This window comes from Planococcus sp. RAB007_Raresut (genome assembly GCF_057369535.1).
In genome coordinates, this window is record NZ_JBXYIF010000001.1 from 230,526 (window position 1) to 251,601 (window position 21,076).

At 43.1% G+C, this 21,076-nt stretch carries 27 protein-coding genes; 7 read left to right on the forward strand and 20 right to left on the reverse strand.

The window, feature by feature from the left end; translation table 11 throughout:
* Nucleotides 1-95 precede the first annotated feature (95 nt).
* Both fur and AC2Q9J_RS01150 read right to left on the reverse strand, forming a co-directional pair.
* Complete coding sequence (fur, locus tag AC2Q9J_RS01145) at nucleotides 96-575, reverse strand: ferric iron uptake transcriptional regulator (RefSeq protein WP_499036592.1); 480 nt, start codon at nucleotides 573-575, stop codon at nucleotides 96-98.
* Nucleotides 576-678: 103 nt separating this feature from the next.
* The gene (locus AC2Q9J_RS01150; protein WP_499036593.1) at nucleotides 679-1,230 is read right to left on the reverse strand and encodes an NUDIX hydrolase; all 552 of its coding nucleotides are present in this window, start codon (nucleotides 1,228-1,230) and stop codon (nucleotides 679-681) included.
* Nucleotides 1,231-1,312: 82 nt separating this feature from the next.
* Here AC2Q9J_RS01150 and AC2Q9J_RS01155 point away from each other — a divergent pair, with 82 nt between their 5' ends.
* Together AC2Q9J_RS01155 and AC2Q9J_RS01160 are read left to right on the forward strand one after the other, a co-directional pair.
* Entirely contained in the window at nucleotides 1,313-2,215 is a 903-nt protein-coding gene (locus AC2Q9J_RS01155; RefSeq protein ID WP_499036595.1) for an aldo/keto reductase, read from the forward strand.
* A gap of 282 nt (nucleotides 2,216-2,497) precedes the next feature.
* Nucleotides 2,498-3,955, forward strand: a complete 1,458-nt coding sequence (locus tag AC2Q9J_RS01160) for a UDP-N-acetylmuramoyl-L-alanyl-D-glutamate--2,6-diaminopimelate ligase (RefSeq protein WP_499036597.1) — start codon at nucleotides 2,498-2,500, stop codon at nucleotides 3,953-3,955.
* A gap of 89 nt (nucleotides 3,956-4,044) precedes the next feature.
* On the opposite strand, the gene guaC is transcribed toward AC2Q9J_RS01160, so the two are convergent.
* From guaC to AC2Q9J_RS01175, 3 genes are all read right to left on the reverse strand, one after another.
* Nucleotides 4,045-5,028 carry a GMP reductase gene (gene guaC / locus AC2Q9J_RS01165; RefSeq protein WP_499036599.1) on the reverse strand — a complete coding sequence of 328 codons (984 nt, stop codon included), beginning with the start codon at nucleotides 5,026-5,028 and terminating at the stop codon, nucleotides 4,045-4,047.
* Between the two features lie 153 nt (nucleotides 5,029-5,181).
* Entirely contained in the window at nucleotides 5,182-5,391 is a 210-nt protein-coding gene (locus tag AC2Q9J_RS01170; RefSeq protein ID WP_499036600.1) for a DUF3886 domain-containing protein, read from the reverse strand.
* Nucleotides 5,392-5,404: 13 nt separating this feature from the next.
* The gene (locus tag AC2Q9J_RS01175) at nucleotides 5,405-6,589 is read right to left on the reverse strand and encodes an acetyl-CoA C-acetyltransferase (protein WP_499036602.1); all 1,185 of its coding nucleotides are present in this window, start codon (nucleotides 6,587-6,589) and stop codon (nucleotides 5,405-5,407) included.
* 80 nt (nucleotides 6,590-6,669) lie between these two features.
* Between AC2Q9J_RS01175 and AC2Q9J_RS01180 the strand changes: the two genes are divergently transcribed.
* Together AC2Q9J_RS01180 and AC2Q9J_RS01185 are read left to right on the forward strand one after the other, a co-directional pair.
* Nucleotides 6,670-7,569, forward strand: coding sequence for a hydroxymethylglutaryl-CoA lyase (locus AC2Q9J_RS01180; RefSeq protein WP_499036603.1), 900 nt, complete (start codon nucleotides 6,670-6,672; stop codon nucleotides 7,567-7,569).
* 13 nt (nucleotides 7,570-7,582) lie between these two features.
* Entirely contained in the window at nucleotides 7,583-8,548 is a 966-nt protein-coding gene (locus AC2Q9J_RS01185; RefSeq protein ID WP_499036604.1) for an alpha/beta hydrolase, read from the forward strand.
* 123 nt (nucleotides 8,549-8,671) lie between these two features.
* On the opposite strand, the gene AC2Q9J_RS01190 is transcribed toward AC2Q9J_RS01185, so the two are convergent.
* The 5 genes from AC2Q9J_RS01190 to yneA all read right to left on the reverse strand — a co-directional run bounded on the left by AC2Q9J_RS01190 (nucleotide 8,672) and on the right by yneA (nucleotide 12,395).
* The gene (locus AC2Q9J_RS01190; protein ID WP_084245413.1) at nucleotides 8,672-8,923 is read right to left on the reverse strand and encodes a YneF family protein; all 252 of its coding nucleotides are present in this window, start codon (nucleotides 8,921-8,923) and stop codon (nucleotides 8,672-8,674) included.
* 125 nt (nucleotides 8,924-9,048) lie between these two features.
* Nucleotides 9,049-11,049 carry a transketolase gene (tkt, locus tag AC2Q9J_RS01195; protein WP_499036607.1) on the reverse strand — a complete coding sequence of 667 codons (2,001 nt, stop codon included), beginning with the start codon at nucleotides 11,047-11,049 and terminating at the stop codon, nucleotides 9,049-9,051.
* Nucleotides 11,050-11,135: 86 nt separating this feature from the next.
* Nucleotides 11,136-11,369, reverse strand: coding sequence for a DUF896 domain-containing protein (locus AC2Q9J_RS01200; RefSeq protein WP_499037322.1), 234 nt, complete (start codon nucleotides 11,367-11,369; stop codon nucleotides 11,136-11,138).
* 58 nt (nucleotides 11,370-11,427) lie between these two features.
* Nucleotides 11,428-12,081, reverse strand: a complete 654-nt coding sequence (locus AC2Q9J_RS01205) for a YneB family resolvase-like protein (protein ID WP_499036608.1) — start codon at nucleotides 12,079-12,081, stop codon at nucleotides 11,428-11,430.
* Nucleotides 12,078-12,395 carry a cell division suppressor protein YneA gene (gene yneA / locus AC2Q9J_RS01210; RefSeq protein ID WP_499036610.1) on the reverse strand — a complete coding sequence of 106 codons (318 nt, stop codon included), beginning with the start codon at nucleotides 12,393-12,395 and terminating at the stop codon, nucleotides 12,078-12,080. The genes AC2Q9J_RS01205 and yneA overlap by 4 nt, the downstream gene beginning before the upstream one ends.
* A gap of 163 nt (nucleotides 12,396-12,558) precedes the next feature.
* On the opposite strand from yneA, the gene lexA reads away from it, so the two are divergent.
* On the forward strand, nucleotides 12,559-13,179 hold the full coding sequence (lexA, locus tag AC2Q9J_RS01215) for a transcriptional repressor LexA (RefSeq protein WP_499036612.1): 621 nt from the start codon (nucleotides 12,559-12,561) through the stop codon (nucleotides 13,177-13,179).
* Between the two features lie 99 nt (nucleotides 13,180-13,278).
* Here the strand turns inward: lexA and AC2Q9J_RS01220 are convergent, their stop codons facing one another.
* The 3 genes from AC2Q9J_RS01220 to AC2Q9J_RS01230 form a co-directional block, all read right to left on the reverse strand.
* A complete protein-coding gene (locus AC2Q9J_RS01220; RefSeq protein WP_499036613.1) occupies nucleotides 13,279-14,013 on the reverse strand; it encodes a class I SAM-dependent DNA methyltransferase in 735 nt (244 codons plus the stop codon).
* An 89-nt stretch (nucleotides 14,014-14,102) separates the two neighbouring features.
* Nucleotides 14,103-14,297: a hypothetical protein gene (locus AC2Q9J_RS01225; RefSeq protein ID WP_499036615.1), complete on the reverse strand. Its 195-nt coding sequence runs from the start codon at nucleotides 14,295-14,297 to the stop codon at nucleotides 14,103-14,105.
* Nucleotides 14,298-14,460: 163 nt separating this feature from the next.
* Nucleotides 14,461-14,655 (reverse strand): hypothetical protein, encoded by a 195-nt coding sequence (locus tag AC2Q9J_RS01230; protein ID WP_499036617.1) that lies wholly within the window; start codon nucleotides 14,653-14,655, stop codon nucleotides 14,461-14,463.
* 275 nt (nucleotides 14,656-14,930) lie between these two features.
* On the opposite strand from AC2Q9J_RS01230, the gene AC2Q9J_RS01235 reads away from it, so the two are divergent.
* Complete coding sequence (locus AC2Q9J_RS01235) at nucleotides 14,931-15,167, forward strand: hypothetical protein (protein WP_499036618.1); 237 nt, start codon at nucleotides 14,931-14,933, stop codon at nucleotides 15,165-15,167.
* A 59-nt stretch (nucleotides 15,168-15,226) separates the two neighbouring features.
* On the opposite strand, the gene AC2Q9J_RS01240 is transcribed toward AC2Q9J_RS01235, so the two are convergent.
* The 5 genes from AC2Q9J_RS01240 to AC2Q9J_RS01260 form a co-directional block, all read right to left on the reverse strand.
* A complete protein-coding gene (locus tag AC2Q9J_RS01240) occupies nucleotides 15,227-15,427 on the reverse strand; it encodes a hypothetical protein (RefSeq protein ID WP_499036619.1) in 201 nt (66 codons plus the stop codon).
* Nucleotides 15,428-15,483: 56 nt separating this feature from the next.
* The gene (locus tag AC2Q9J_RS01245) at nucleotides 15,484-16,305 is read right to left on the reverse strand and encodes an STAS domain-containing protein (RefSeq protein ID WP_499036621.1); all 822 of its coding nucleotides are present in this window, start codon (nucleotides 16,303-16,305) and stop codon (nucleotides 15,484-15,486) included.
* Nucleotides 16,306-16,585: 280 nt separating this feature from the next.
* Complete coding sequence (gene glnA / locus AC2Q9J_RS01250; RefSeq protein ID WP_499036623.1) at nucleotides 16,586-17,920, reverse strand: type I glutamate--ammonia ligase; 1,335 nt, start codon at nucleotides 17,918-17,920, stop codon at nucleotides 16,586-16,588.
* A gap of 39 nt (nucleotides 17,921-17,959) precedes the next feature.
* Nucleotides 17,960-18,343, reverse strand: coding sequence for a MerR family transcriptional regulator (locus AC2Q9J_RS01255; protein ID WP_499036625.1), 384 nt, complete (start codon nucleotides 18,341-18,343; stop codon nucleotides 17,960-17,962).
* Nucleotides 18,344-18,439: 96 nt separating this feature from the next.
* Entirely contained in the window at nucleotides 18,440-19,672 is a 1,233-nt protein-coding gene (locus tag AC2Q9J_RS01260) for a methionine gamma-lyase family protein (RefSeq protein WP_499036627.1), read from the reverse strand.
* 107 nt (nucleotides 19,673-19,779) lie between these two features.
* Between AC2Q9J_RS01260 and AC2Q9J_RS01265 the strand changes: the two genes are divergently transcribed.
* The gene (locus AC2Q9J_RS01265) at nucleotides 19,780-20,385 is read left to right on the forward strand and encodes a trimeric intracellular cation channel family protein (RefSeq protein ID WP_499036629.1); all 606 of its coding nucleotides are present in this window, start codon (nucleotides 19,780-19,782) and stop codon (nucleotides 20,383-20,385) included.
* Between the two features lie 53 nt (nucleotides 20,386-20,438).
* On the opposite strand, the gene AC2Q9J_RS01270 is transcribed toward AC2Q9J_RS01265, so the two are convergent.
* Both AC2Q9J_RS01270 and hfq read right to left on the reverse strand, forming a co-directional pair.
* Nucleotides 20,439-20,738, reverse strand: coding sequence for a rhodanese-like domain-containing protein (locus AC2Q9J_RS01270; protein WP_499036631.1), 300 nt, complete (start codon nucleotides 20,736-20,738; stop codon nucleotides 20,439-20,441).
* A 106-nt stretch (nucleotides 20,739-20,844) separates the two neighbouring features.
* The gene (gene hfq, locus AC2Q9J_RS01275; RefSeq protein WP_033544068.1) at nucleotides 20,845-21,069 is read right to left on the reverse strand and encodes an RNA chaperone Hfq; all 225 of its coding nucleotides are present in this window, start codon (nucleotides 21,067-21,069) and stop codon (nucleotides 20,845-20,847) included.
* Between the last annotated feature and the right edge of the window lie 7 nt (nucleotides 21,070-21,076).

Below are 21,076 nucleotides of genomic sequence, written 5' to 3' on the forward strand. Positions count from 1 at the left end.
TTCGTTTATCACAATTCCATTATGCGAAAGCTTCAGCATCAGTAAAATCTTTCATTCTAATCAAATAAAAACAAAAAAACGGCCATCACTGGCCGTTACTCTCGATCGCCTCTTTTTTCTGATGTATCCTGTGAGCTGCGGTCATGGCAGCGCCAACAGATGCCATGGAAAGTAAGACGGTGGTCTTTAATTTGAAAGTTCCAGCGTTTTTCTACAATACTTTCTACATCTTCCAGCAAGTCTTCCTGTATTTCATCCACTGCCCCACATTCCAGGCACACAAGGTGGTGATGGAAATGCGCGGCACCTTCCTGGCGCAAATCATAGCGTGATACGCCATCACCAAAATTTATTTTATCGACAATTTTTAATTCAGTTAATAGCTCCAATGTCCGATAGACCGTAGCCAGCCCGATTTCCGGTGCGATATCCTTCACTAATAGATAGACGTCTTCTGCACTTAGATGGTCCTCTTCATGGTCTAACAAAACTCGAACTGTCGCTTCGCGCTGTGGCGTCAACTTATAGCTCGCAGCATGTAGTTGCTTTTTGATCCGATCAATCCTGGTTTCCATGCGACGCCCTCCCTCAAACTGACTCCATTATATCAAATGTCAGTTCTCAATTACAAGGATACATGCCGCGATTAATTATAATCATTATAAAGTGCAAATCATACTAATTCTCATTTGATAATCGTTGTTTAGCCCACAAGACTGCAAACGCGGTCTTAGCGTCATAGATCCGGTTGTCCTGCATCATTTTTTCCGCTTCTTCAATTGATACTTCCATCAATTCGACGAACTCATCCTCATCAAGTGCAGCTCCTGACTCAGCCTTTCGCAACCCTTCAGCAAAAAAGAGGTGCACAACTTCATCCGCAAATCCCGGAGAAGTCGAAAACGACTGAATCAATTCGAGTGAATCCGCGGTATATCCGGTTTCTTCTTCCAATTCCCGCATCGCAGTCGTTTCAGGAGACTCCCCTTTTTCAAGTTTGCCAGCAGGAACTTCAATGATTGAACGCTCTAAAGCTTTTCTATATTGCTCCACCATGATGATTTTCTTTTCGGGAGTAATTGCGAGTATTGCTACTGCGCCCGGGTGTTCAATTAATTCGCGTTTGGATGTATGTCCATTCGGCAATGTTACTTCATCCACTTTAAGGTTAATGATTTTTCCTTCATAGATCCGTTTTGAACTGATTGATTTCTCTTCAAATTTTTTCATGAGGCGCCTCGTTTCATTTGTGGTTTTTCTACCGCAAAGTATACCATAGAAGGAACATGATTCTAAAATGAGGTGAGGCAAATTGAAGAAGAGAAAATTAGGTAAAAGCAGTCTTAACGTAAGTGAAATAGCGCTCGGATGCATGTCTTTGCCGAAGGATCCAAAAGAAGCTCAAGCCATCGTAGACCAAGCGCTTGATTTCGGGATAAATTATTTTGACACCGCCGATCTGTACGGCAAAGGACAAAACGAAGAAATTGTGGGGCATTGTCTCGGCAGCAAAAGGAAGGACATAATTTTAGCAACCAAGGTCGGTAATCAGTGGGATCCCCACACAGATGAGGTCACATGGAATCCGTCTGCTGATTATATCAAAGACCAAGTGCATAACAGCCTCCGAAGACTGAAGACTGATTACATCGATTTATATCAGCTGCACGGCGGAATGATTTCAGACCCTTCCGATGAAACAATCGACGCATTTGAATCACTGAAAAAAGAAGGCTTAATCCGGGAGTACGGCATTTCTTCCATCCGGCCAAACGTCATTAAACGATTTTTGAAAAAAAGCGCAATTGCTTCCATCATGATGCAATACAGTCTTCTTGATCGACGGCCGGAGGAATTACTTGAAGAGATCGGTGCTGCAGGCGTATCAGTGGTGACTCGAGGAACACTGGCGAAAGGTTTACTGACTTCTGAAGCTTTAATCCGCACTGAAAATACTGATGGTTATATGGATTATAGCCAGTCGGAACTGGTAACGGTCCTCAAAGAACTCCTTTCTGTTGAAACCAACTTAAACGCACTTGCCCTTCATGCGGTGCTGCAAAATAGAACTGTGGCTTCAGTAGCGGCAGGCGCGAGTTCACCCGATCAAATCCGCGGTACCATCGACGCTTATAATACTGCCGTCTCACTCGAGCAAATTGAAGCTGCAAAAAATATCACTAAAGAGTCTCAATATAAAGAACATCGGGAGTAAGTTAAATAAATTATTTTTCAAACCAAATAAATGCAGAGGGCAGATACGATTTTAATTGTATTTGCCCTCTTTTTATAATAGACTGAATAGTAAGAATTATCCGAATAATAGAAAAGTAGTAGTTCGAAAGTTACTTGGTTTCAATTCATATGCATGTTGTAATGGTATTAGTCCCTGCCTCTCAATAATTAAAGCACGATGTATACATACAACCAGAAAATATCCAGCCACCCCAGATAAGCTGAGTGTAAAAAATTATCGATAGAAAGGTCAGCATATCTAATGAAACTAACCCAACTTATTGAAGGACTTATAATCCAAAACAACATAGCAGATGATTTAAATGACCTAGTTATAGAAGGTTTAGCTGACAGCTCCCAGGAGGTCGAAGAGGGGTTTGTTTTTATTGCCATAAAAGGCTACAAAGATGACGGCCACAACCATATTCCACATGCCATCCAAAAAGGTGCGGCACTGATAGTCGGCGAACAGCCGCTGCAAGATTTGCCGGTCCCCTACCTCCAGGTTGAAAATGCGCGGATAGCATTGGGGATCCTTTCCAAAAACTTTTACGGCAACCCTTCAAACCGCAAGTTGATGATCGGCATTACCGGTACAAACGGCAAGACAACAACCAGTTATCTTGTAAAACATCTTCTTGAGAAAAATGGTATTTCATGCTCTGTCATGGGTACAATCCAAAATATCGTCAATGGAGCTTCGATAAAAAGTGCCAATACCACTCCCAGTTCGCTGATTCTTCAAAAATTGCTCGCAAAAAGCACAGACGATGCGGTCGTGATGGAAGTTTCTTCACACGGACTAATCCAACATCGCATTGAAGGAATTGAATTTGATGTCTGTCTGTTTACGAATCTTCACCACGAACACCTCGATTATCACGGGTCTATGGAAAGTTATTATGAAGCTAAAGCGATTCTGTTCGAACATTTGAAGCCAGAAGGAACAGCAATCATCAATATTGATGATGAATGGGGTGAAAAGCTGGACGGTGAGCTTAGGGCAAAAGGCAGAGATGTCTGGAGCATCGGTGAGAATCATGGCAGTAAACTCCGCATAGAATCTTTTGACACGGAACATTCTACCCTGCGTTTGGCAGACGGGAAGGAAACCATAATCCAGTCGCCTATGGCAGGCATCCATAACATTTATAATTCCTTAATGGCATATGCAGCCGCCTTGTCTGTCGGCATAGACAAAGAAGCCATCCTATCCACTATCAAAGAATTCCCGGGTGTTGAAGGAAGATTTGAAACGTCAAAAACAGAAAACGGGGTTATTATTATCGTTGACTATGCGCACACTCCTGATGCTGTATACCATTGTCTTACGACCGCTCAAGAAGCGGGTGCCAACCGGATCACACATATTTTCGGTTTCAGGGGCGACCGGGATTCTTCAAAAAGGCGGGAAATGATTGAAATCACTTCAAAGATGAGTGATCGGTACATTATCACCACTGATGATTTGAATTCCGTGCCTGCTGCCGAAATGCGTTTACATTATGATGAACTGAATGACCGGTACGGCAACGAAAAAGGGATCATTCAGATGGACCGCACAAGAGCGATTAAAGATGCGATAGACAGCAGTTCAGAAGGCGATTGGGTCGTCATTACCGGCAAAGGGCATGAAAAATACAGTCATCAATTTGAAATGCCAACTGAATCCGACAAAGAAACGGTAAAGTTAATGGTCGAGCCACCAAAGGCTGATTGAAAGCTTGTACAACTAAAAAACCGCCGCGGCAAGAGGAGTCAACCTGCTCTTGCCGCGGCGGTTTATTCATTTCTCCTGGATTCCACCAATCAATACACCTTATCGCCATTGAAAATCGAATTTTTAACGATTACATAATCAACATAGCGGATGGCTTCCAATTTGTCGCCCCCCGCATACGAGATGGATGATTGCAGATCCTGCTCCATTTCAGTCAATGTGTCCTGCAGCGATCCTCTGTATTCCACATACATCCTCTTACCTTCCACATTCTTCTTTTCCCCTTTTTGGAATTCAGAAGCGGATCCAAAATATTCTTTGAATAAAACACCATCTTTTTCCACTGTTTCTCCTGGAGATTCTTCATGTCCCGCAAACAGTGACCCAATCATCACCATAGAGGCTCCGAAGCGTACAGATTTTGCGATATCACCATGCGTACGGATTCCTCCATCGGCGATAATCGGCTTGCTGGCCGCTTTAGAACATAGTCTCAATGCAGCCAGTTGCCAGCCTCCGGTTCCAAAGCCTGTCTTGATTTTTGTAATACACACTTTCCCAGGTCCAATCCCGACTTTCGTGGCATCAGCCCCGGCATGTTCCAACTCTCTGACTGCCTCCGGCGTACCAACGTTACCTGCAATCAGGAAACTATTCGGCAGCAGTTCTTTTATGTGTTTGATCATATTGATGACCGAATCGGAATGGCCGTGCGCCACATCAATCGTAATATATTCCGGCACCAATCCTTCTTCAGCTAACTGTTTGACGAAGCTGTATTCTTCCTCTTTTACGCCTACACTTATTGACGCAAAAAGATTCCGATTCTGCATTTCCTTTACAAAATCAATGCGCTGTTCAGGCTTGAACCGGTGAAGTATATAAAAATAATCATTTTCCGCAAGGTAAATCGCTATTTTTTCATCAATGATCGTCTGCATATTGGCGGGCACAACCGGCAGTTTAAAACTGCGGCCACCAAACTTTACTGATGTGTCACATTCTGAACGACTATTAACAATCGCTTTTGCAGGAACTAACTGAATATCTTCGTAATCAAATACATTTTCCATCATTAACACTCCTATACACGAACATTTGATTTAAATCCATTGGTAATCGTACGTTATTTAGAAATACTTTGCAAGTGTTCTATGCCGAAAATTTTTAGTCATCAAAAAAATCCCGGAGCTGCAGATGCATACTCCGGGACAATGGATTGATTATTAATATTTACCGCCTTGGTCGCCGTGCTTTTCTAAAAGTTCAGCGAAAGACATATTTTTCTCACGCTGTTTCTTTTCAAAAAGTCGTTTGGCATCCTCTTCTTCCCGTCGCTGCTGTTCTTCAGCCTGCAACGCTTTTTTAGTATCTTTCAGTTTCGCCAGTACTTCATCATTAAACAATAGGTTGTCCTGACTTTCCTTTTTTGCCAATAGAACCAACTCCTTAAGGGCGTTTTACGATTGTTGCAACTCCTTGGCCCCCGCCGATGCACAAGGTCGCTAATCCCGTTTTTGCGTCACGTTTCTGCATTTCGTGCAAAAGTGTAACAAAAATGCGCGTTCCACTTGCTCCAATCGGATGTCCAATTGCAATAGCCCCACCGTTGACATTCAATATATCGTGATTGAATTTCAATTCGCGGTCAACTGCTATTGATTGAGCGGCAAATGCTTCATTCGCCTCGATCAATTCGATGTCTTCCAGTGCCATATCTGCTTTTGCCAAAGCATTTTTGACAGCCTGAACCGGTCCAATACCCATAATTGCCGGATCTACTCCCGCATTGCCATTTGCCACAATAGTTGCGAGAGGTGTCAAACCAAGTTCATCCGCTTTCGCTTTTGTCATTACGACAACTGCGGCAGCACCATCATTAATGCCAGAAGCGTTTCCAGCTGTCACACTGCCATCCTTTTTAAATGCCGGGCGTAATTTGCCGAGTTTTTCTTCTGTAGAAGAAGCTTTGATATATTCATCTTCCGCAAAAACAATAGGATCCCCTTTGCGCTGCGGAATTTCCACAGGTACTATTTCATCCTGGAACCTGCCCGCTTCAACCGCTGCAGCTGCTCTAGCCTGCGAACGCGCTGCGAATTTGTCCTGCTCTTCTCGTGAAATTTCGTACATATCACAAAGATTTTCAGCAGTATTGCCCATATGGTAATCGTTAAACGCACATGTCAGTCCATCTGAAATCATACTGTCGACAACTTTCTGATCGCCCATGCGGAAGCCGCCGCGCGCGTTTTCAAGCAGATAAGGTGCACGGCTCATATTCTCCATCCCGCCGGCTACAACGATTTCCGCATCGCCGGCAAAAATTGCCTGGTAAGCCAAGTGGATCGATTTCAGGCCGGAACCACAAACTTTATTGATTGTCATCGATGGGACCGTTTGCGGCAAACCGGCATTGATGGCCGCCTGGCGCGCAGGGTTTTGGCCTAAGCCCGCCTGCAGAACGTTACCCATGATTACTTCTGATATTTGATCAGGTTTCAAACCTGCACGATTTACTGCTTCTTTTATAACGATAGCCCCGAGTTCCGTGGCCGATACATCTTTCAAACTCCCCTGGAATGCTCCAACAGCAGTTCTCACTGCACTTACTATAACGATTTCCTGTGACATTTTCCTTTTCCCCCTTGTTTGATTGAAACTGGTTGCTCTTTTATCCCCCGCATAGATACAATGGAATCAGGGGGGATACTATGTTAAGTTTACCAAAAAAAGTTACGATTATCGAGGTCGGACCGCGTGACGGTTTACAGAATGAAAAGCAGCTTGTGGCCACTGAAGATAAATTGCAGTTTATCGAAGGACTTCAGCAAGCCGGCGTGGAAGAAATGGAATTGACTTCTTTTGTGTCACCTAAATGGGTGCCGCAAATGGCGGATTCAAAAGAAATCGTGGCCGGCACCAAAAAAATGGGCCGTCAATTTGTGCTGACACCGAACGAACGCGGCATCGACGCTGCCCGTGAAGCTGGTGCCGACGCACTTGCCGTTTTTGTCGGCGTATCCGATTCTTTCAATAAGAAAAATATCAATAAATCCACAGCAGAAAGCATGGAAGCGTTAAAACCGCTGATCCTTAAATTAAAAGAGGAGGGTATTTTTGTCAGAGCCTGTATATCTACCGCGTTTTACTGTCCGTTCGAAGGCGCCGTAAAGCCGGAAGATACCATCCGTTTATGCCGTCAGTTCGTTGACTGGGGTGTCGATGAATTGAGTGTTGCCGATACGATCGGCATGGCGAACCCGTCTGAGAGCTATTTTTTGTTCAAAAAGCTGAACGAAGAATTTCCGACAACATTGATTACTGCCCATTTCCACGACACACGTAAAATGGCATTGGCCAATATTTTCGCCGCGCTGCAATCAGGTGTCGACCGCTTCGATACATCAGCCGGAGGTTTAGGCGGCTGCCCATTTGCGCCAGGCGCAACCGGCAATGTCGCCACAGAAGATGTAGTCAATATGCTTCACCGCATGGGTATTGAAACCGGAATAGACTTAGATCTGTTGTCTAAAGCGATTAAAAAAATCGAACCCCATGTGTCAAATCCGGTTAATACGGGAATGTATACTTTATACAAAAACCGGACTTAAAGGAGCTTTGGCTATGAGAAAACGAATTCTTCAGGTATCAGCTGCAATTTCAAGCACGTTTACAATATTGGCGACTGCTGCAGGAATCCTTGCCAGCAATCGGCTTATGTATGTAAAGAAAAAGGATGAAGAGCTGATACTGGAGCGTGAAACCTCAGCCAAGCGTTACGATGAAGTTTGGTATGCCAATGTAAAAAAAGAAGAACGCTGGATTGAATCAGAAAACGGCTACAATGTACATGCTATTTTCCTCGAACCTCATGACACCAAGCATTATGTCATCATCTGCCATGGTGTGACTGAAACAAAAGTGAACTCATTCAAATACGCTCGCATGTTTGAGGAAATGGGCTTCAATTCGGTGGTCTATGATCATAGGCGCCACGGCGGTTCAGGCGGCAAAACGACCAGTTTTGGACATTACGAAAAGTTTGACCTGAAAGCGGTGGCCGATATGCTGAAAGAGCATGTAGGTCCTGACTTGGTCTTTGGCATTCACGGGGAATCCATGGGAGCCGCAACCACTCTGCTTTATGCGGGAATGCGGGATGATGCAGCGTTTTACATTTCCGATTGCGGCTACTCGGATATATCAGAACAGGTGCTCCACGTCATGCAAACGACAACACCGTTGAAGACACCGCTCGCTTTAAAGCTGGCCGGATTTTTCATGAAATTGCGGGACGGCTATCATATCAGTACCGTTTCTCCGCGTGAAGCAGTCAAACTAATCGAAAAGCCTGTTCTTTTCATCCATAGTTTGCCTGACGATTTCGTCCTTCCGGAAATGAGCATCGAGATGCACGAGATAAAAGAAGGTCCGAAAGCTTTGAAGTTGTTCGAAAAAGGCGCACATGCCCAATCGTTCAATGAAAACCCTGCCGAATATAAGGAAACTGTTTCTGAATTTCTCCGTGACCATGGCATCAACCCTGCCGGAAAAATCTCGGAAACTATCATTCCTACCACAGTGGAATAGCTTAATAAAATGATAAAAGAAAACTTCTGAGAGCAGGAAGTTTTCTTTTAAATCATTTATAAGTAGACATAATATTATTATATATAAATATTCCATACAAAAAAAGCACTCGGCTGAGTGCTTTTATTTTTTAGCCGTTTTAACTTTTTTATCAGGCTTAGTAGATGCTTTATTCATTTGAGTCATCATTTGATTGATTTTCTTTTGTGATGGTTTTTGTCCCATTTGCATCATCATGATGCGGAGCATTTCTTCGTTAATCGGTGGATTGTCTTGCAGATATTTCATCATGTAACGGCGTGCGATGAAGAATCCAAGAGCAACACCTGCGAGCAAAGCGAAAATCACGATTACGATCCAGATCCATGTATCCAAATTTATTACCTCCCTCGTGTTGCTTAAATATAATAGTACACCCAGAAAATTATACTATAAAAAAAGCTTACTGACCATAACAAGAAAAAAAGAAAAAGCGGGAGCAATATCGCTCCCGCAACTTATTATTCATTGATTAACTTTTTGACTTTAGCTGCCACATTTTCCGGAGTAAATCCGAACTCTTCCATAATGCGCTGCCCTGGAGCACTTGCTCCGAAACGATCGATTGCAAGGACATCACCTTCATCTCCGGTATAACGATCCCAGCCGAAAGACGAGCCCATTTCAATAGCAAGACGTTTCTTGACAGTTGGTGGAATAACGGATTGCTTGTATTCCTTATCCTGCTTCTCGAAGCGGTCCCATGATGGCATGGAAACAACAGATACGGAAATACCTTCTTCCGCCAATTGTTTTTGCGCTTCAACAGCAAGGCTCACTTCAGAACCTGTCGCAAGCAATAAAGCTTGTGGATTCTCAACGCCTGAAATCACATAAGCGCCTTTTTCAACGCCTGACGCCGAAAGTTCCCCAGTCTGTTCCAGTACAGGAAGATCCTGACGGGAAAGAACCAGTAATGTAGGGTGGGATTTAGCTGTAAGAGCCAATTTCCATGCCTGTTTTGTTTCGTTGGCATCAGCTGGACGAATTACATTCAGATTCGGCATTGCGCGAAGCGATGCCAATTGCTCAACAGGTTCGTGAGTCGGACCGTCTTCACCAACAGCCACGCTGTCATGCGTAAATACATATGTGACAGGCAAGCCCATTAAAGCTGACAAACGGATTGCCGGTCGAACGTAGTCGCTGAATACGAAGAACGTTCCGCCGAATACGTGCAATCCTCCGTGAAGCGCCATACCATTCAATGCTGTTCCCATTGCAAATTCACGGACACCGAACCAAATATTGCGTCCTGATGGGTTTTCCGCATCAAAATCGCCGCCGCCTTTGATATTCGTTTTGTTCGAACCAGCCAAATCGGCACTTCCTCCGAAGAAGGATGGCACAGTTTTAGCGATCGCGTTGACCATATCACCTGATGAAGAACGAGTCGCTTGTTTCTTCCCGACTTCATATTCAGGGAATTCCGCTTCAAAGTTTTCAGGAAGATCTCCTTGAATGGCCGCTTTCAACTGTGCAGCCAATTCCGGATGCTCTGATTCGTATTGTTCGAATAATTTATTCCATTCAGCTTCCGCTTTGCCGCCAAGTTCATCTGTGGCTTTTTCGAAAGTTTCATATACTTCTTCCGGTACATGGAAGTCCTGGTCGAAAGTCCACTCGTAATATTCCTTAACAAGTTTCATCTCGTCTTCGCCCAGCGGAGCTCCGTGAACATCCGCTTTACCGGATTTATTAGGTGCACCATAACCGATTACAGTTTTCACTTCAATCAATGTCGGTTTGTCGGAAGATTGTTTAGCTTTCGCAATGTTCTCTGACAAGTCGTCCAATTCATTGCCATCTTCCACTCGAAGATAATTCCATCCGTATGATTCGAAACGTTTACGGATATCTTCTGAAAAGCTCATGCTGAGGTCTCCATCAAGTGAAATGTCGTTGCTGTCATAGAGAACAACTAATTTGTTAAGCTTCAAGTGGCCCGCTAGTGAAATCGCTTCACCTGCGACGCCTTCCATCAAATCTCCATCTCCGCATAAAGCGAACGTATGGTGATCGACTACATTCATATTACCTTTATTATAAGTAGCGGCTAAATGTTTTTCTGCCATAGCCATACCAACAGCCATGCCGATTCCCTGTCCAAGTGGACCTGTAGTCGCTTCTACCCCGACAGTATGGTGATACTCCGGATGTCCTGGAGTTTTAGAATCCCATTGACGGAAATTCTTGATTTCATCCATTTCAAGACCGTACCCGCTTAAATGAAGCAGGCTGTATAGTAGCATTGAGCCGTGTCCTGCTGATAAGACAAAACGGTCACGGTTGAACCAATCCGGGTTTTTCGGATTATGGTTCATGTGTTTCGTCCATAATGTATATGCCATTGGTGCTGCGCCCATCGGCAAGCCAGGATGGCCAGAATTTGCTTTTTCAATCGCATCAATAGATAGTGTGCGAATTGTTGTTACTGCTAGTTGATCTGTATGGTTCGACATCGTAACATCCTCTCTGATACAAAAATTTACTCCCTTTCTAGTTTAGTCAACAATAGAAAAGAATACAACGAAAAAGAGAATAAGTATTAATTCAAATACTTATTCTCCCGGCTATTTTTGACCTTTTCCGGAGTTACATCGTTTCCGTTAGGATCTATTACTGTTACGTTTTCAATTGTGCCTCTCATCGTCTTACGGAATGTTTGAAGATATTCCTGTCTTAAAGCACTTTGTTCTTTGGCTTCTTCTATTGATAAGCCGTCAGTTTTCGACTTTTTGGCAAGTTCATTGATTCGGTTCATTTTTTCAGGTATTAACATATACATCCGCCTTTCTTCTTTCATAATGGTATAAAAATTGAAAGGCAGTTGCAAGAAATTAGTTTTGGGAGATTTTCTGAAACTCCCTGTAACGTCTGTGGACAGTAGCTTTACTGGCCTTATAGCCAAATCCCTCAAGAGTCACCGCAATTTCATGGAAAGTCAGACCGCTGTTCTTCAGGCTGACAATCTGGTCCAACGGAAGTTCGAGCCTCTCCCTTCCCTGGGGATTGCCCTTGCCTTTCAGATTCTTCTCAGGCTTGTAGCCGTTTTCGACCGCCCGCCTCATACCACGTTTAATCTTGGCGTTATGTATCTTCCGTTGGTATTCTTCGACGATGGCCAGTATTTCCAGCACCATATCATCCATATCATTCAAAGCAATCTGCCCTTTATCTGATAAGGTATAAACTTCGACGCCATACTTTTTCATGACATGAAGCAATGCGATTCTGGCATGGCCTCTGCCAAGGCGTGTTTCATCCTGTACAAATACAGCATCCAATTTTTCTGTTTTGATGCTGTTCAGCATTTCCAGCAAACCATCCCTGTCCATTTCATATCCACTGTGCTGATCGCGGAAAACCCTTTCCACTAAATAGCCTTGTTCGAACGCAAATGTAAGCAATTCCTCTTCTTGCCGGTCAAGCGAGGTTTCCTGTGCTTCTTTATCCGTGCTCACACGGCAATAAATAAAAGCTTTTTTTGTCATTCGGAATCACTCGCCAGTTTATAGGTGCCGTCCGGCGCATAATCCAGCTGCCCATCAGGAATTTTTATTGTTTGTCCTGCTGTGATGACCGGTGCACTCAATTTATTCTCTTTCATTATTTCATCAATCCATTCGTGATGTGGTATATTGCCGCTGTATTCATCGGCAAGCGTCCATAAGGTGTCCCCTTGTTCGATTTTAAGCTGGACCATATGGGCTTCTTCACTATTATGGGAGAGTGCGGAATAAAATGAAAGGATAAGTACCAAAGTGAAAAATAGGAAAACAAATGAATTTCTACGAATGTAAGCCATTAAAATCTCCTCCTAGAATATGTGTTCGGAATGTATGTTCTTATAATAATGCGAACACGTGTTTTTGTCAAGGCAAAATTCGAACCTATGTTTGCATTTCATTACCCAAGTTGATATAATAAAATTAGAAAAATAAGAAGTTCAAATAAAAGAGGTGAAACTGTTGAAGAAAGTATCGAAACGCCAGGAAGATATCTTGACTTTCATTAAAGATGAAGTGCGTGAAAAGGGTTATCCACCCTCCGTCCGTGAAATCGGCGAGGCAGTTGGACTGGCATCAAGTTCTACAGTCCATGGCCATTTGGCCCGGCTGGAAAGCAAAGGACTGATCCGCCGTGATCCGACAAAACCAAGAGCTATTGAAGTTATATCCACTGATGAGGCGCTTATCGACAAAAGCCCGGTGCTGCACGTTCCATTAATTGGTAAAGTAACTGCCGGCCAGCCAATCACAGCAATTGAAAATGTTGAGGAATATTTCCCCTTGCCTCAGTCCTACGGCACCGATGACGATCATATCTTCATGCTTGAAATCATGGGTGAAAGTATGATTGAAGCCGGCATTCTCAACGGTGACTATGTAATCGTCAAGCAGCAGCAAACTGCTAACAATGGTGATATCGTTGTTGCGATGACTGAAGAAGATGAAGCAACAGTCAAACGCTTCTTCCGGGAAGAAAATTATTTCCGCCTGCAGCCTGAAAACTCTTCTATGGATCCAATCATCGTTGAAACTGTATCCATCCTTGGAAAAGTTGTAGGCGTCTACCGCCAGATTCAGTAGTCTAATTGAAACACTAATGATTAATCCATAGCCATTAAAAAGGAGCCAGAGGCATTTGCCCTGGCTCCTTTTCTGTGTATAGAGTTATTGAAAGCAGCTTTATCCTTTCACGCATGAAAAGACCAGAATGATTGGAATACGTTTACGGCGTTCGTATTCCTTTTCTTCAACAAAGTTCGCTCTTTCAGGATTTCCTTCCTCTAATGCTTCAATCCTAAATCCCGCAGCTGTCAAAGCTCTAAAGTATATTTCGATTGTACGGTGATATTTTACAACCGTTTTTCCAATCCACGGTTCCTGTCTCGCACCTTGTTCGAAGTAATCATCCACAATCCAGTCGCTCCGACGTTCACCGCCGCTTTTACTTTTAAATGAAGCTGTGGTTAAGGGATGCTGAACACTGAATAGAAATTTCGCTCCGGCTTTCATTGCACGGCTGACTGATTTGAACAAAGAATCAATGTCTTCTATATAATGAAGCGCCATCCTGGAGACCACTATGTCGTACTCATTTTCCGGAAAATCAAAGTTTTCCATAGTTGAATGGATAAGAGCCGTATCGGTGCCAGTTAAATTTTGAATAGCCAAATCGATCATTGCAGAAGACCCTTCTACGCCTGTGTAACCTGTCGCCCCTTTTTTCATAAGCTCTTTACCGAATTGTCCATCACCACACCCTAAATCCAGTATATGCGCAAATTCGGGATCGCCAAGAAGCCGATTGATTATGGGCTCTTCTATCGCATTATTCGGGCTGTCCGGACGAGAACGCCTCTTCAAATAACTATCCAAAAAATCCTGTTCCTCGTAAGCAAGTGAACCCTTAAATTCCATTCTGCATCCCTCTTTCAATATTCATAGTAGTATATACAAATTTCAGCCATAAAAAAGCGCTGCAAGCAGCAGCGCTCCACCAGAAAATATTATAATTCTGAAACAATAATATATTTCACCAGATTAATAGTAATGCGGTACACATTTTTGTCTTCTTCATCACGGAATTCATATGTGCCATTCGTAGGTATGCCGCTCAACGCGGAATCTTTGCTGGTAGCTTTAACGGTATGGGTTAATGTGTTTCCCTGGTCAAAATAGAAGTCGATTTGGAAATTTTTCATGGTATTGCCTCCCTGTCATCTGTATCCTTCTCACTATAACAGTTTATCATAAGTCGTCTGAGGAACCGAACTTTGACCGGCAACCTCAGATTAAAGACAAGAAACCCCGCTGCCAGCCTGCATTGCAGGCAACTGCGGAGTTTCAAGTATAACCCTATTGAATTTATGAATCTGTTTTCCTTTGCATTTCCACCCACCATTTAATATGGGCGCAGTCAAACACAATCACATTGCCATATGGCTTACTATGAGGGATTTTTCTTGCCAGTAAAAAATCATTGATCTGCTGTTCAGACAGCGGGTATCCCACTGAATCCAAGTAAACGAGCAGATTTTGTATCCCTTGAATTTTGCCCATTTAATCACCTCCCACAAAATCCTCCTGCTTCTAAAAGAAGATTCAGTACGAGTTACTAAAATTTATAGCATATATCATTATACCCAAATTTTATTTATTCTTAACCACCAATGGAAAGAATTAATTTATAACCCTTCTTATATCCATTAACAATAGGATGCTCACGTAAGCATTTATAACCAATTTATGGTATAATATTAGTAGTAGCAAGTATGAATATGGATTCCTAGAGACTTTACTTAGTCACTTTCCATACAAGGAAAGGGGCTTATTTATTGTCAATTGATTATATTGTAAAGACACTTGAAACCATGCGCTTTTTTGAGAAAGCTTCCATTTCCGAAACCTTCAGCAACGGAGGCCCGGAAACATATACAGTCCGTTTTGTGACCGGTAAGCATCAATTCGAAGTGATGTCATCCGCAAACACAGACATTAAAATATTCAACTCTTCTGAAACCGCGGCAGAATGGCTTCACCAAAAAGTTAATTCTTCAATACCACAAATATAAATCCATTGAAAAAGCCTGGCAAATTGAAGCCAGGCTTTTATTTATATAATGTTATATCGTCAATTTAACTCCAGTTCCCTGTATTCCATCTTTTTTTGCTTGCCACAATTCTTACAAATAAAAATCGCCGATAAAGAGTCATCCTCAGCTTTCTCTTTGCATAATAGGTCGAAGTCTTCCAACCCACACGCTTCACAGGCATTTGAAGCATCGTCGCCACGGTTGAACATCGCCTTAAATTCTTTCCAGCTCTCGAACACGATCTATTCCCCCTATAATCTCCTTAAATCTTCTCTACCGATTACTGAATTCTATTTCACTTTAAAGCTTGCGGCAATGTGCTATACACTTGGATGTCTTTAAAATCAATCCCTAATTCTACAGCTGTTTTCGCAATGACAGGACTTATGCCGGATAACGCTGTTTCAACCCCGATCAACTTCAACCCACTGATCATCTGAAATATTTGGTTTGCAACCATAGTATCGATAACAGCTACCCCGGAAATATCGATAAAGAGTTTCTGGATCGAATAATCAGTTGCCTGGGCCATGGCGTTTTCAAACATCGCTTCTGCCCGGGAAGAATTGATTTCACCTACAAGAGGAAGCAGCGCTGTATCTTCAGAAATACGGATGACCGGAGCACTGATTTGATCCATTAGAGCTTCCTGCTTCATCCAGCGACGGCTTGCGGCTTCATTGCTCTTCACTGTATAGTCCTGAATAATTTTACTGATGATCTCTACAATCGCTTTATACCACACTGCTGTTTGTTCGTGGGTAATCGTATGTTGATTTTCCACCGCAAATTTACCTACTAAATCAATATACTGGATCTGTGTACGGAAAAATTCTTCTATGACTGAGGGTAAGGGGGTATCAAGATGCGCATCGTCATTTGTCACCTCAGCGATCCACCCTTCAAATTCCTTCAAGAAATCTTCCTGCTCCTTCTCAAACATAGAACAAAAATGCAAATGGAATCCGCGATTCTGTTCCTTCAACTTTTCTATCTCACCAGGATCCGTCTTACCGTAGACCCCATCTTTGCTTTTATCGAGTGTTGCATACCATTCTTCTGTAAGTTCGTCAGTCTTGCTGCAAAGATATTGATGCAGTTCTTTATTTATCAGCATATTTTTACTCCTTTTCATGCACTCAATTCTATTTCAGGTTGGAGAATAAGCGGTAATAAAGCCTTCTCCATATAAAATACAATACAATAATTTTCTGAAAATAGCATTAAAATTTATTTTAGTTATATTTTTGTAATTTTTTTCTATTATTATTTTCCATCAAAAGTTTTATAACAGTTTTGAACTGATACAGTTTTCTCTTTACTGTAAACATTTATACCCTTCCAGACCAAATAAAAACCGCTAAAGCAAAATGCTTTAGCGGTTTTCATCTGTTCTATTAATACATCTTCAAATATTGCTCACGTTCCCACGGATGTACAGTGGTACGGAACATATCCCATTCGATTTCCTTCGCTTCAACGAAGTTTTTAAGAATATGTTCTCCTAAAGAATTCACCATTACTTCATCAGCCTGCAATTCCTGCAACGCTGCATATAAAGTGCCCGGCAAATCTTCAATACCTACAGCCTGGCGCTCTTTTTTGTTCATCGCATAGATGTTGCGGTCGACTGGTTTTGGAGGAGTCAATTTACGTCTGATTCCATCAAGACCGGCTCCCAAAAGGACAGCCATTGCCAAGTATGGGTTAGCTGCAGGATCGACTGATCTCACTTCAACACGAGTCGAAAGACCACGTGAAGCTGGGATACGGATAAGCGGGCTGCGGTTCTGACCTGACCATGCTACGTAGCATGGCGCTTCATATCCTGGCACCAATCGCTTATAGGAGTTTACTGTCGGATTCGTTACAGCTGTAAATCCTTGAGCGTGTTCAAGGATTCCCGCCATGAACTGGAATGCCGTATCGCTAAGTTTCATATCGCCATCTTCATCAAGGAAAGCATTTTCCTTGCCGTTGAACAATGAAACGTTCATGTGCATACCGGAGCCATTGACACCGAATAATGGTTTCGGCATGAATGTAGCATGTAGACCGTGTTTTCTTGCGATCGTTTTAACAACCAGTTTGAATGTCTGGATATCGTCACAAGCTTTGATGGCATCGGCATATTTAAAATCGATTTCGTGCTGGCCTGGCGCCACTTCGTGGTGGGAAGCCTCAATTTCAAAGCCCATTTCCTCAAGTTCAAGAACGATATCGCGACGGCAGTTTTCACCAAGGTCCATCGGAGCAAGGTCAAAGTATCCACCGTGGTCATTCAGTTCAAGAGAAGGTTCTCCTCTTTCATCCAATTTGAACAAGAAGAATTCCGGTTCTGGCCCAAGATTGAAATGAGTGAACCCAAGTTCTTCCATCTCTTTCAGAATGCGTTTAAGATTCGTGCGGGGATCTCCGGCAAATGGAGTTCCATCTGCATTATAAATATCACAGATTAAACGTGCTACTTTCCCTTTACCTGTAATCCACGGGAATACTACCCATGTATCGAGATCCGGGAAAAGATACATATCCGATTCTTCTATACGGACAAAGCCGTCGATTGAAGATCCGTCGAACATCATTTTATTATCCAGCGCTTTTTCAAGCTGGGAAGTCGGAATTTCTACGTTTTTAATAACTCCTAGAATATCTGTGAATTGAAGGCGGATAAAGTTTACATCCTCTTCTTTTACTAACCTTTGAATGTCTTCTTTTGAATACTTGCCCATGCTCTTTTCACTCTCCTATAAGTTTTATATGACCCGCTTTTAATGATAGAAACGGGATAAATCACCTTGTCTGAGGCCATGTCTGTCATGCGGTTTCCCAGGCATCATTTCTTCTCTGAAAATCCTTCGCAAGTCATCGTCGCTGATGGTTTTGGGTTCAGCCATGACATTCTGCGGCTGGTTTTTCAGTTCAAACATTTTTTTGATGCCTGCAATGTTAAGGCCCTGATCCAGGAAATCTTTGATTTCAAGAAGGACATCGACATCATTCAGCGAAAACATGCGCTTATTGCCATCTGTCCGGGCAGGGCTGATCAATCCGTGTTCTTCGTAATAACGGATTTGACGAGCAGTTAAATCTGTCAGCTGCATAACTATGCTGATCGGCAAAATCGGCATAGTCCGTCGGACGCGATTCGTCATATTGTTCACCCTTTAACTTGTACTTCATTTATAAGTATAAGACATGTTAGGTTTCCTGTCAAACTAATGTTATATAATCTTACATAAAAATTCCACTTAAAGTAATTGTTTCTTTTTCAAATATTCTACTGCGTTCAGCACGGCGATTTTAACATGCTCATACGTTAATCCACCTTGTATAAACGCGGTATATGGCGGACGGACTGGACCGTCTGCGGTCAATTCAATGCTCGAGCCCTGAACAAAGGTGCCTGCAGCCATAATGACATCATCTTCATAGCCTGGCATATAGGCGGCTTCCGGAAGGAATTGAGCGTTAACTGGTGAGTTCGCCTGTATGGTGCGGCAGAAGGTGATCATCTGCTCAGCTGTCTCAAATGAAACGGATTGGATCAAGTCTGTTCGATTATCCTTATAATGAGGTGCCGTTATCATTCCCGCCTCTTCAAGGAGCGCTGCTGTAAAAACCGCACCTTTCAGTGCTTGAGAAACGATATGCGGTGCCATGAAAAATCCTTGATACATATCCGGCAAGGTATTAAGAGACGCACCTGCCTCTCCCCCTATACCCGGAGAAGTCATACGATAAGCGCATTTTTCCACTAAATCATGACGCCCGGCAATATAACCGCCGATTTTTGCCATACCACCACCTGGATTTTTGATAAGTGAGCCGGCTATCAGGTCTGCTCCTGCTTCAATAGGTTCCCGCTCCTCGACAAATTCTCCATAGCAATTATCGACAAAAATTATCGCATCTTGCTTAAAGCCACGAACTTTCTTTATCATTCCTTCGATTTCATCCACTGTAAATGAAGGACGGGTATCATAGCCTCTGGAACGTTGGATGGCAATCACTTTCGTTTTGGACGTGACCGCATCTTTAATTTCATTCCAGTCAGGCTGATTGTTCGCATCCAAGTCGATATGGCTGTATCCGATGCCGAAATCGCGCAAAGATCCAGTGTCTTTTTCACCGCCGCTGACGATCGACTCGAGAGTGTCATAGGGTTTCCCTGTAATATAGAGGAGTTCATCTCCCGGCCGCAGGATACCGAATAATGAAATAGTGATGGCGTGCGTTCCTGAGATAATCTGCGAGCGTACAAGTGCAGCTTCAGCTTTAAAAACTTCCGCATAGACTTTCTCTAACGTATCCCTTCCTTCGTCATCATAGCCATAGCCAGTGGAAGGGTTGAAATGGTGGTCGCTCACTTTCTGGCTGTGAAAAGCCGCCAGCACTTTCTGCTGGTTGAGCAGTGCGATATCATCAGCAAGACTAATTTGATCTTGTATTTTCTGTTCGATCTGTTTTATGTAATTCAGCATGGTAATCCCCATTCTTTCTTTTATTTATTCTATTATTGCCGTTAGCTTGAAATTGCGTCAAATTCTGCTACAATTCATAGAGTTGAACATTGCGGGAGGGAATTTGAATGGCTTGGGAAGTATTAAGTGCGATTGGTACCATCGCTTTTGCTATATCCGGTGCAATCATCGCTATGGAAGAGGAATACGATATATTCGGAGTCTATCTTCTGGGCGTGGTTACAGCATTTGGCGGAGGCGCCGTCCGCAACCTTTTAATCGGGGTGCCTGTTTCGGCTTTATGGGAACAGGAAATGATGTTCCAGCTCGCGTTGGTGTCAATCACGCTGGTGTTTCTATTCCCTCATCGCCTTTTAGGGCAATGGAACCGCTGGGGCCATTTTTTTGATGCGATCGGTTTGTCGGCTTTCGCAGTACAAGGCGCTTTATACGCCGTTGAACTTAATCTGCCAGTTTACGCAGTAGTAGTGGCCGCGGTGCTTACAGGATCAGGCGGAGGCATCATTCGCGATATGCTGGCGGGCAGAAAGCCGCTCGTGTTAAAAGCGGAAATTTATGCCGTATGGGCAGCAATGGCCGGACTGCTGATCAGTGTTGATCTGATTAGAAACGACTTGATTCTTTATATTTTATTTACCGTTATAACGGCGCTGAGAATTTTATCTTACACTTATAAATGGCGCTTGCCTTCCAGAAAAATTACATCTGCATGAAAAATGCCGCCCGGTTTTTATAACCGGGCGGCATTTTTGATAGAACCCACATCTTAAGCCTGTGTTTCGCCATTCCAGTTTAACATGCCGCCTTCAACATTCGTGACGTCGACTCCCTGTTGCTCCAGAAATTCTGACGCCCGTCCACTGCGCGCTCCTGAACGGCATACCATATAATATGGCTGGTTGCTTTCAAATTCACCTGCTCTATCTGCAATTTCCCCCAAAGGAATATGCTCAGCTCCCGGAATCATGCCAGCAGCAACTTCATCCGCTTCACGAACATCGATGATGCGCAATTGCTCACCGGATTCGATGCGGTTCTGTAATTCATCAGTCGTAATCTTTTTCATAATTCGCTCCTCCAAATCATTAGTTTCCTAATAAAATCCTATAGGGTAGATAAGTTGCTGTCAATTAAAAAGCCGGCCATTTGTATGGCCGGCTTCCCGTATCAATTCACTCTTGGTGTTCAATCGAAACCGCTTTTGCGGGTGAAAATGTGGAGATTGCATGTTTGTAGATCAATTGCTGTTTGCCGTCTGTTTCGACCAGCACCGTAAAATTATCATAAGATTTAATGGTCCCCTTCAATTGGAAGCCATTTAGTAAAAAGACAGTAACAAAAATATTATTTTTACGAAGCTGATTCAAATAGACATCCTGGATATTTACTGGTTTCATGATAATC

Excerpts from the sequence above, each read along its gene's own strand:
- AC2Q9J_RS01220 (WP_499036613.1), bottom strand. The coding sequence starts at position 14,013 with ATGGAATTTAAGGGTTCACTTGCTTACGAGGAACAGGATTTTTTGGAT.
- AC2Q9J_RS01180 (WP_499036603.1), top strand. The coding sequence starts at position 6,670 with ATGTTAAGTTTACCAAAAAAAGTTACGATTATCGAGGTCGGACCGCGT.
- AC2Q9J_RS01200 (WP_499037322.1), bottom strand. The coding sequence starts at position 11,369 with ATGTTAATACCTGAAAAAATGAACCGAATCAATGAACTTGCCAAAAAG.
- AC2Q9J_RS01230 (WP_499036617.1), bottom strand. The coding sequence starts at position 14,655 with ATGGGCAAAATTCAAGGGATACAAAATCTGCTCGTTTACTTGGATTCA.
- AC2Q9J_RS01265 (WP_499036629.1), top strand. The coding sequence starts at position 19,780 with ATGGCTTGGGAAGTATTAAGTGCGATTGGTACCATCGCTTTTGCTATA.
- AC2Q9J_RS01255 (WP_499036625.1), bottom strand. The coding sequence starts at position 18,343 with ATGACGAATCGCGTCCGACGGACTATGCCGATTTTGCCGATCAGCATA.
- AC2Q9J_RS01175 (WP_499036602.1), bottom strand. The coding sequence starts at position 6,589 with ATGTCACAGGAAATCGTTATAGTAAGTGCAGTGAGAACTGCTGTTGGA.
- AC2Q9J_RS01270 (WP_499036631.1), bottom strand. The coding sequence starts at position 20,738 with ATGAAAAAGATTACGACTGATGAATTACAGAACCGCATCGAATCCGGT.
- glnA (WP_499036623.1), bottom strand. The coding sequence starts at position 17,920 with ATGGGCAAGTATTCAAAAGAAGACATTCAAAGGTTAGTAAAAGAAGAG.
- AC2Q9J_RS01260 (WP_499036627.1), bottom strand. The coding sequence starts at position 19,672 with ATGCTGAATTACATAAAACAGATCGAACAGAAAATACAAGATCAAATT.
- AC2Q9J_RS01160 (WP_499036597.1), top strand. The coding sequence starts at position 2,498 with ATGAAACTAACCCAACTTATTGAAGGACTTATAATCCAAAACAACATA.
- AC2Q9J_RS01185 (WP_499036604.1), top strand. The coding sequence starts at position 7,583 with ATGAGAAAACGAATTCTTCAGGTATCAGCTGCAATTTCAAGCACGTTT.
- AC2Q9J_RS01245 (WP_499036621.1), bottom strand. The coding sequence starts at position 16,305 with ATGCTGATAAATAAAGAACTGCATCAATATCTTTGCAGCAAGACTGAC.
- fur (WP_499036592.1), bottom strand. The coding sequence starts at position 575 with ATGGAAACCAGGATTGATCGGATCAAAAAGCAACTACATGCTGCGAGC.
- AC2Q9J_RS01225 (WP_499036615.1), bottom strand. The coding sequence starts at position 14,297 with ATGAAAAATTTCCAAATCGACTTCTATTTTGACCAGGGAAACACATTA.
- guaC (WP_499036599.1), bottom strand. The coding sequence starts at position 5,028 with ATGGAAAATGTATTTGATTACGAAGATATTCAGTTAGTTCCTGCAAAA.
- AC2Q9J_RS01205 (WP_499036608.1), bottom strand. The coding sequence starts at position 12,081 with ATGACAAAAAAAGCTTTTATTTATTGCCGTGTGAGCACGGATAAAGAA.
- hfq (WP_033544068.1), bottom strand. The coding sequence starts at position 21,069 with ATGAAACCAGTAAATATCCAGGATGTCTATTTGAATCAGCTTCGTAAA.
- tkt (WP_499036607.1), bottom strand. The coding sequence starts at position 11,049 with ATGTCGAACCATACAGATCAACTAGCAGTAACAACAATTCGCACACTA.
- AC2Q9J_RS01150 (WP_499036593.1), bottom strand. The coding sequence starts at position 1,230 with ATGAAAAAATTTGAAGAGAAATCAATCAGTTCAAAACGGATCTATGAA.
- yneA (WP_499036610.1), bottom strand. The coding sequence starts at position 12,395 with ATGGCTTACATTCGTAGAAATTCATTTGTTTTCCTATTTTTCACTTTG.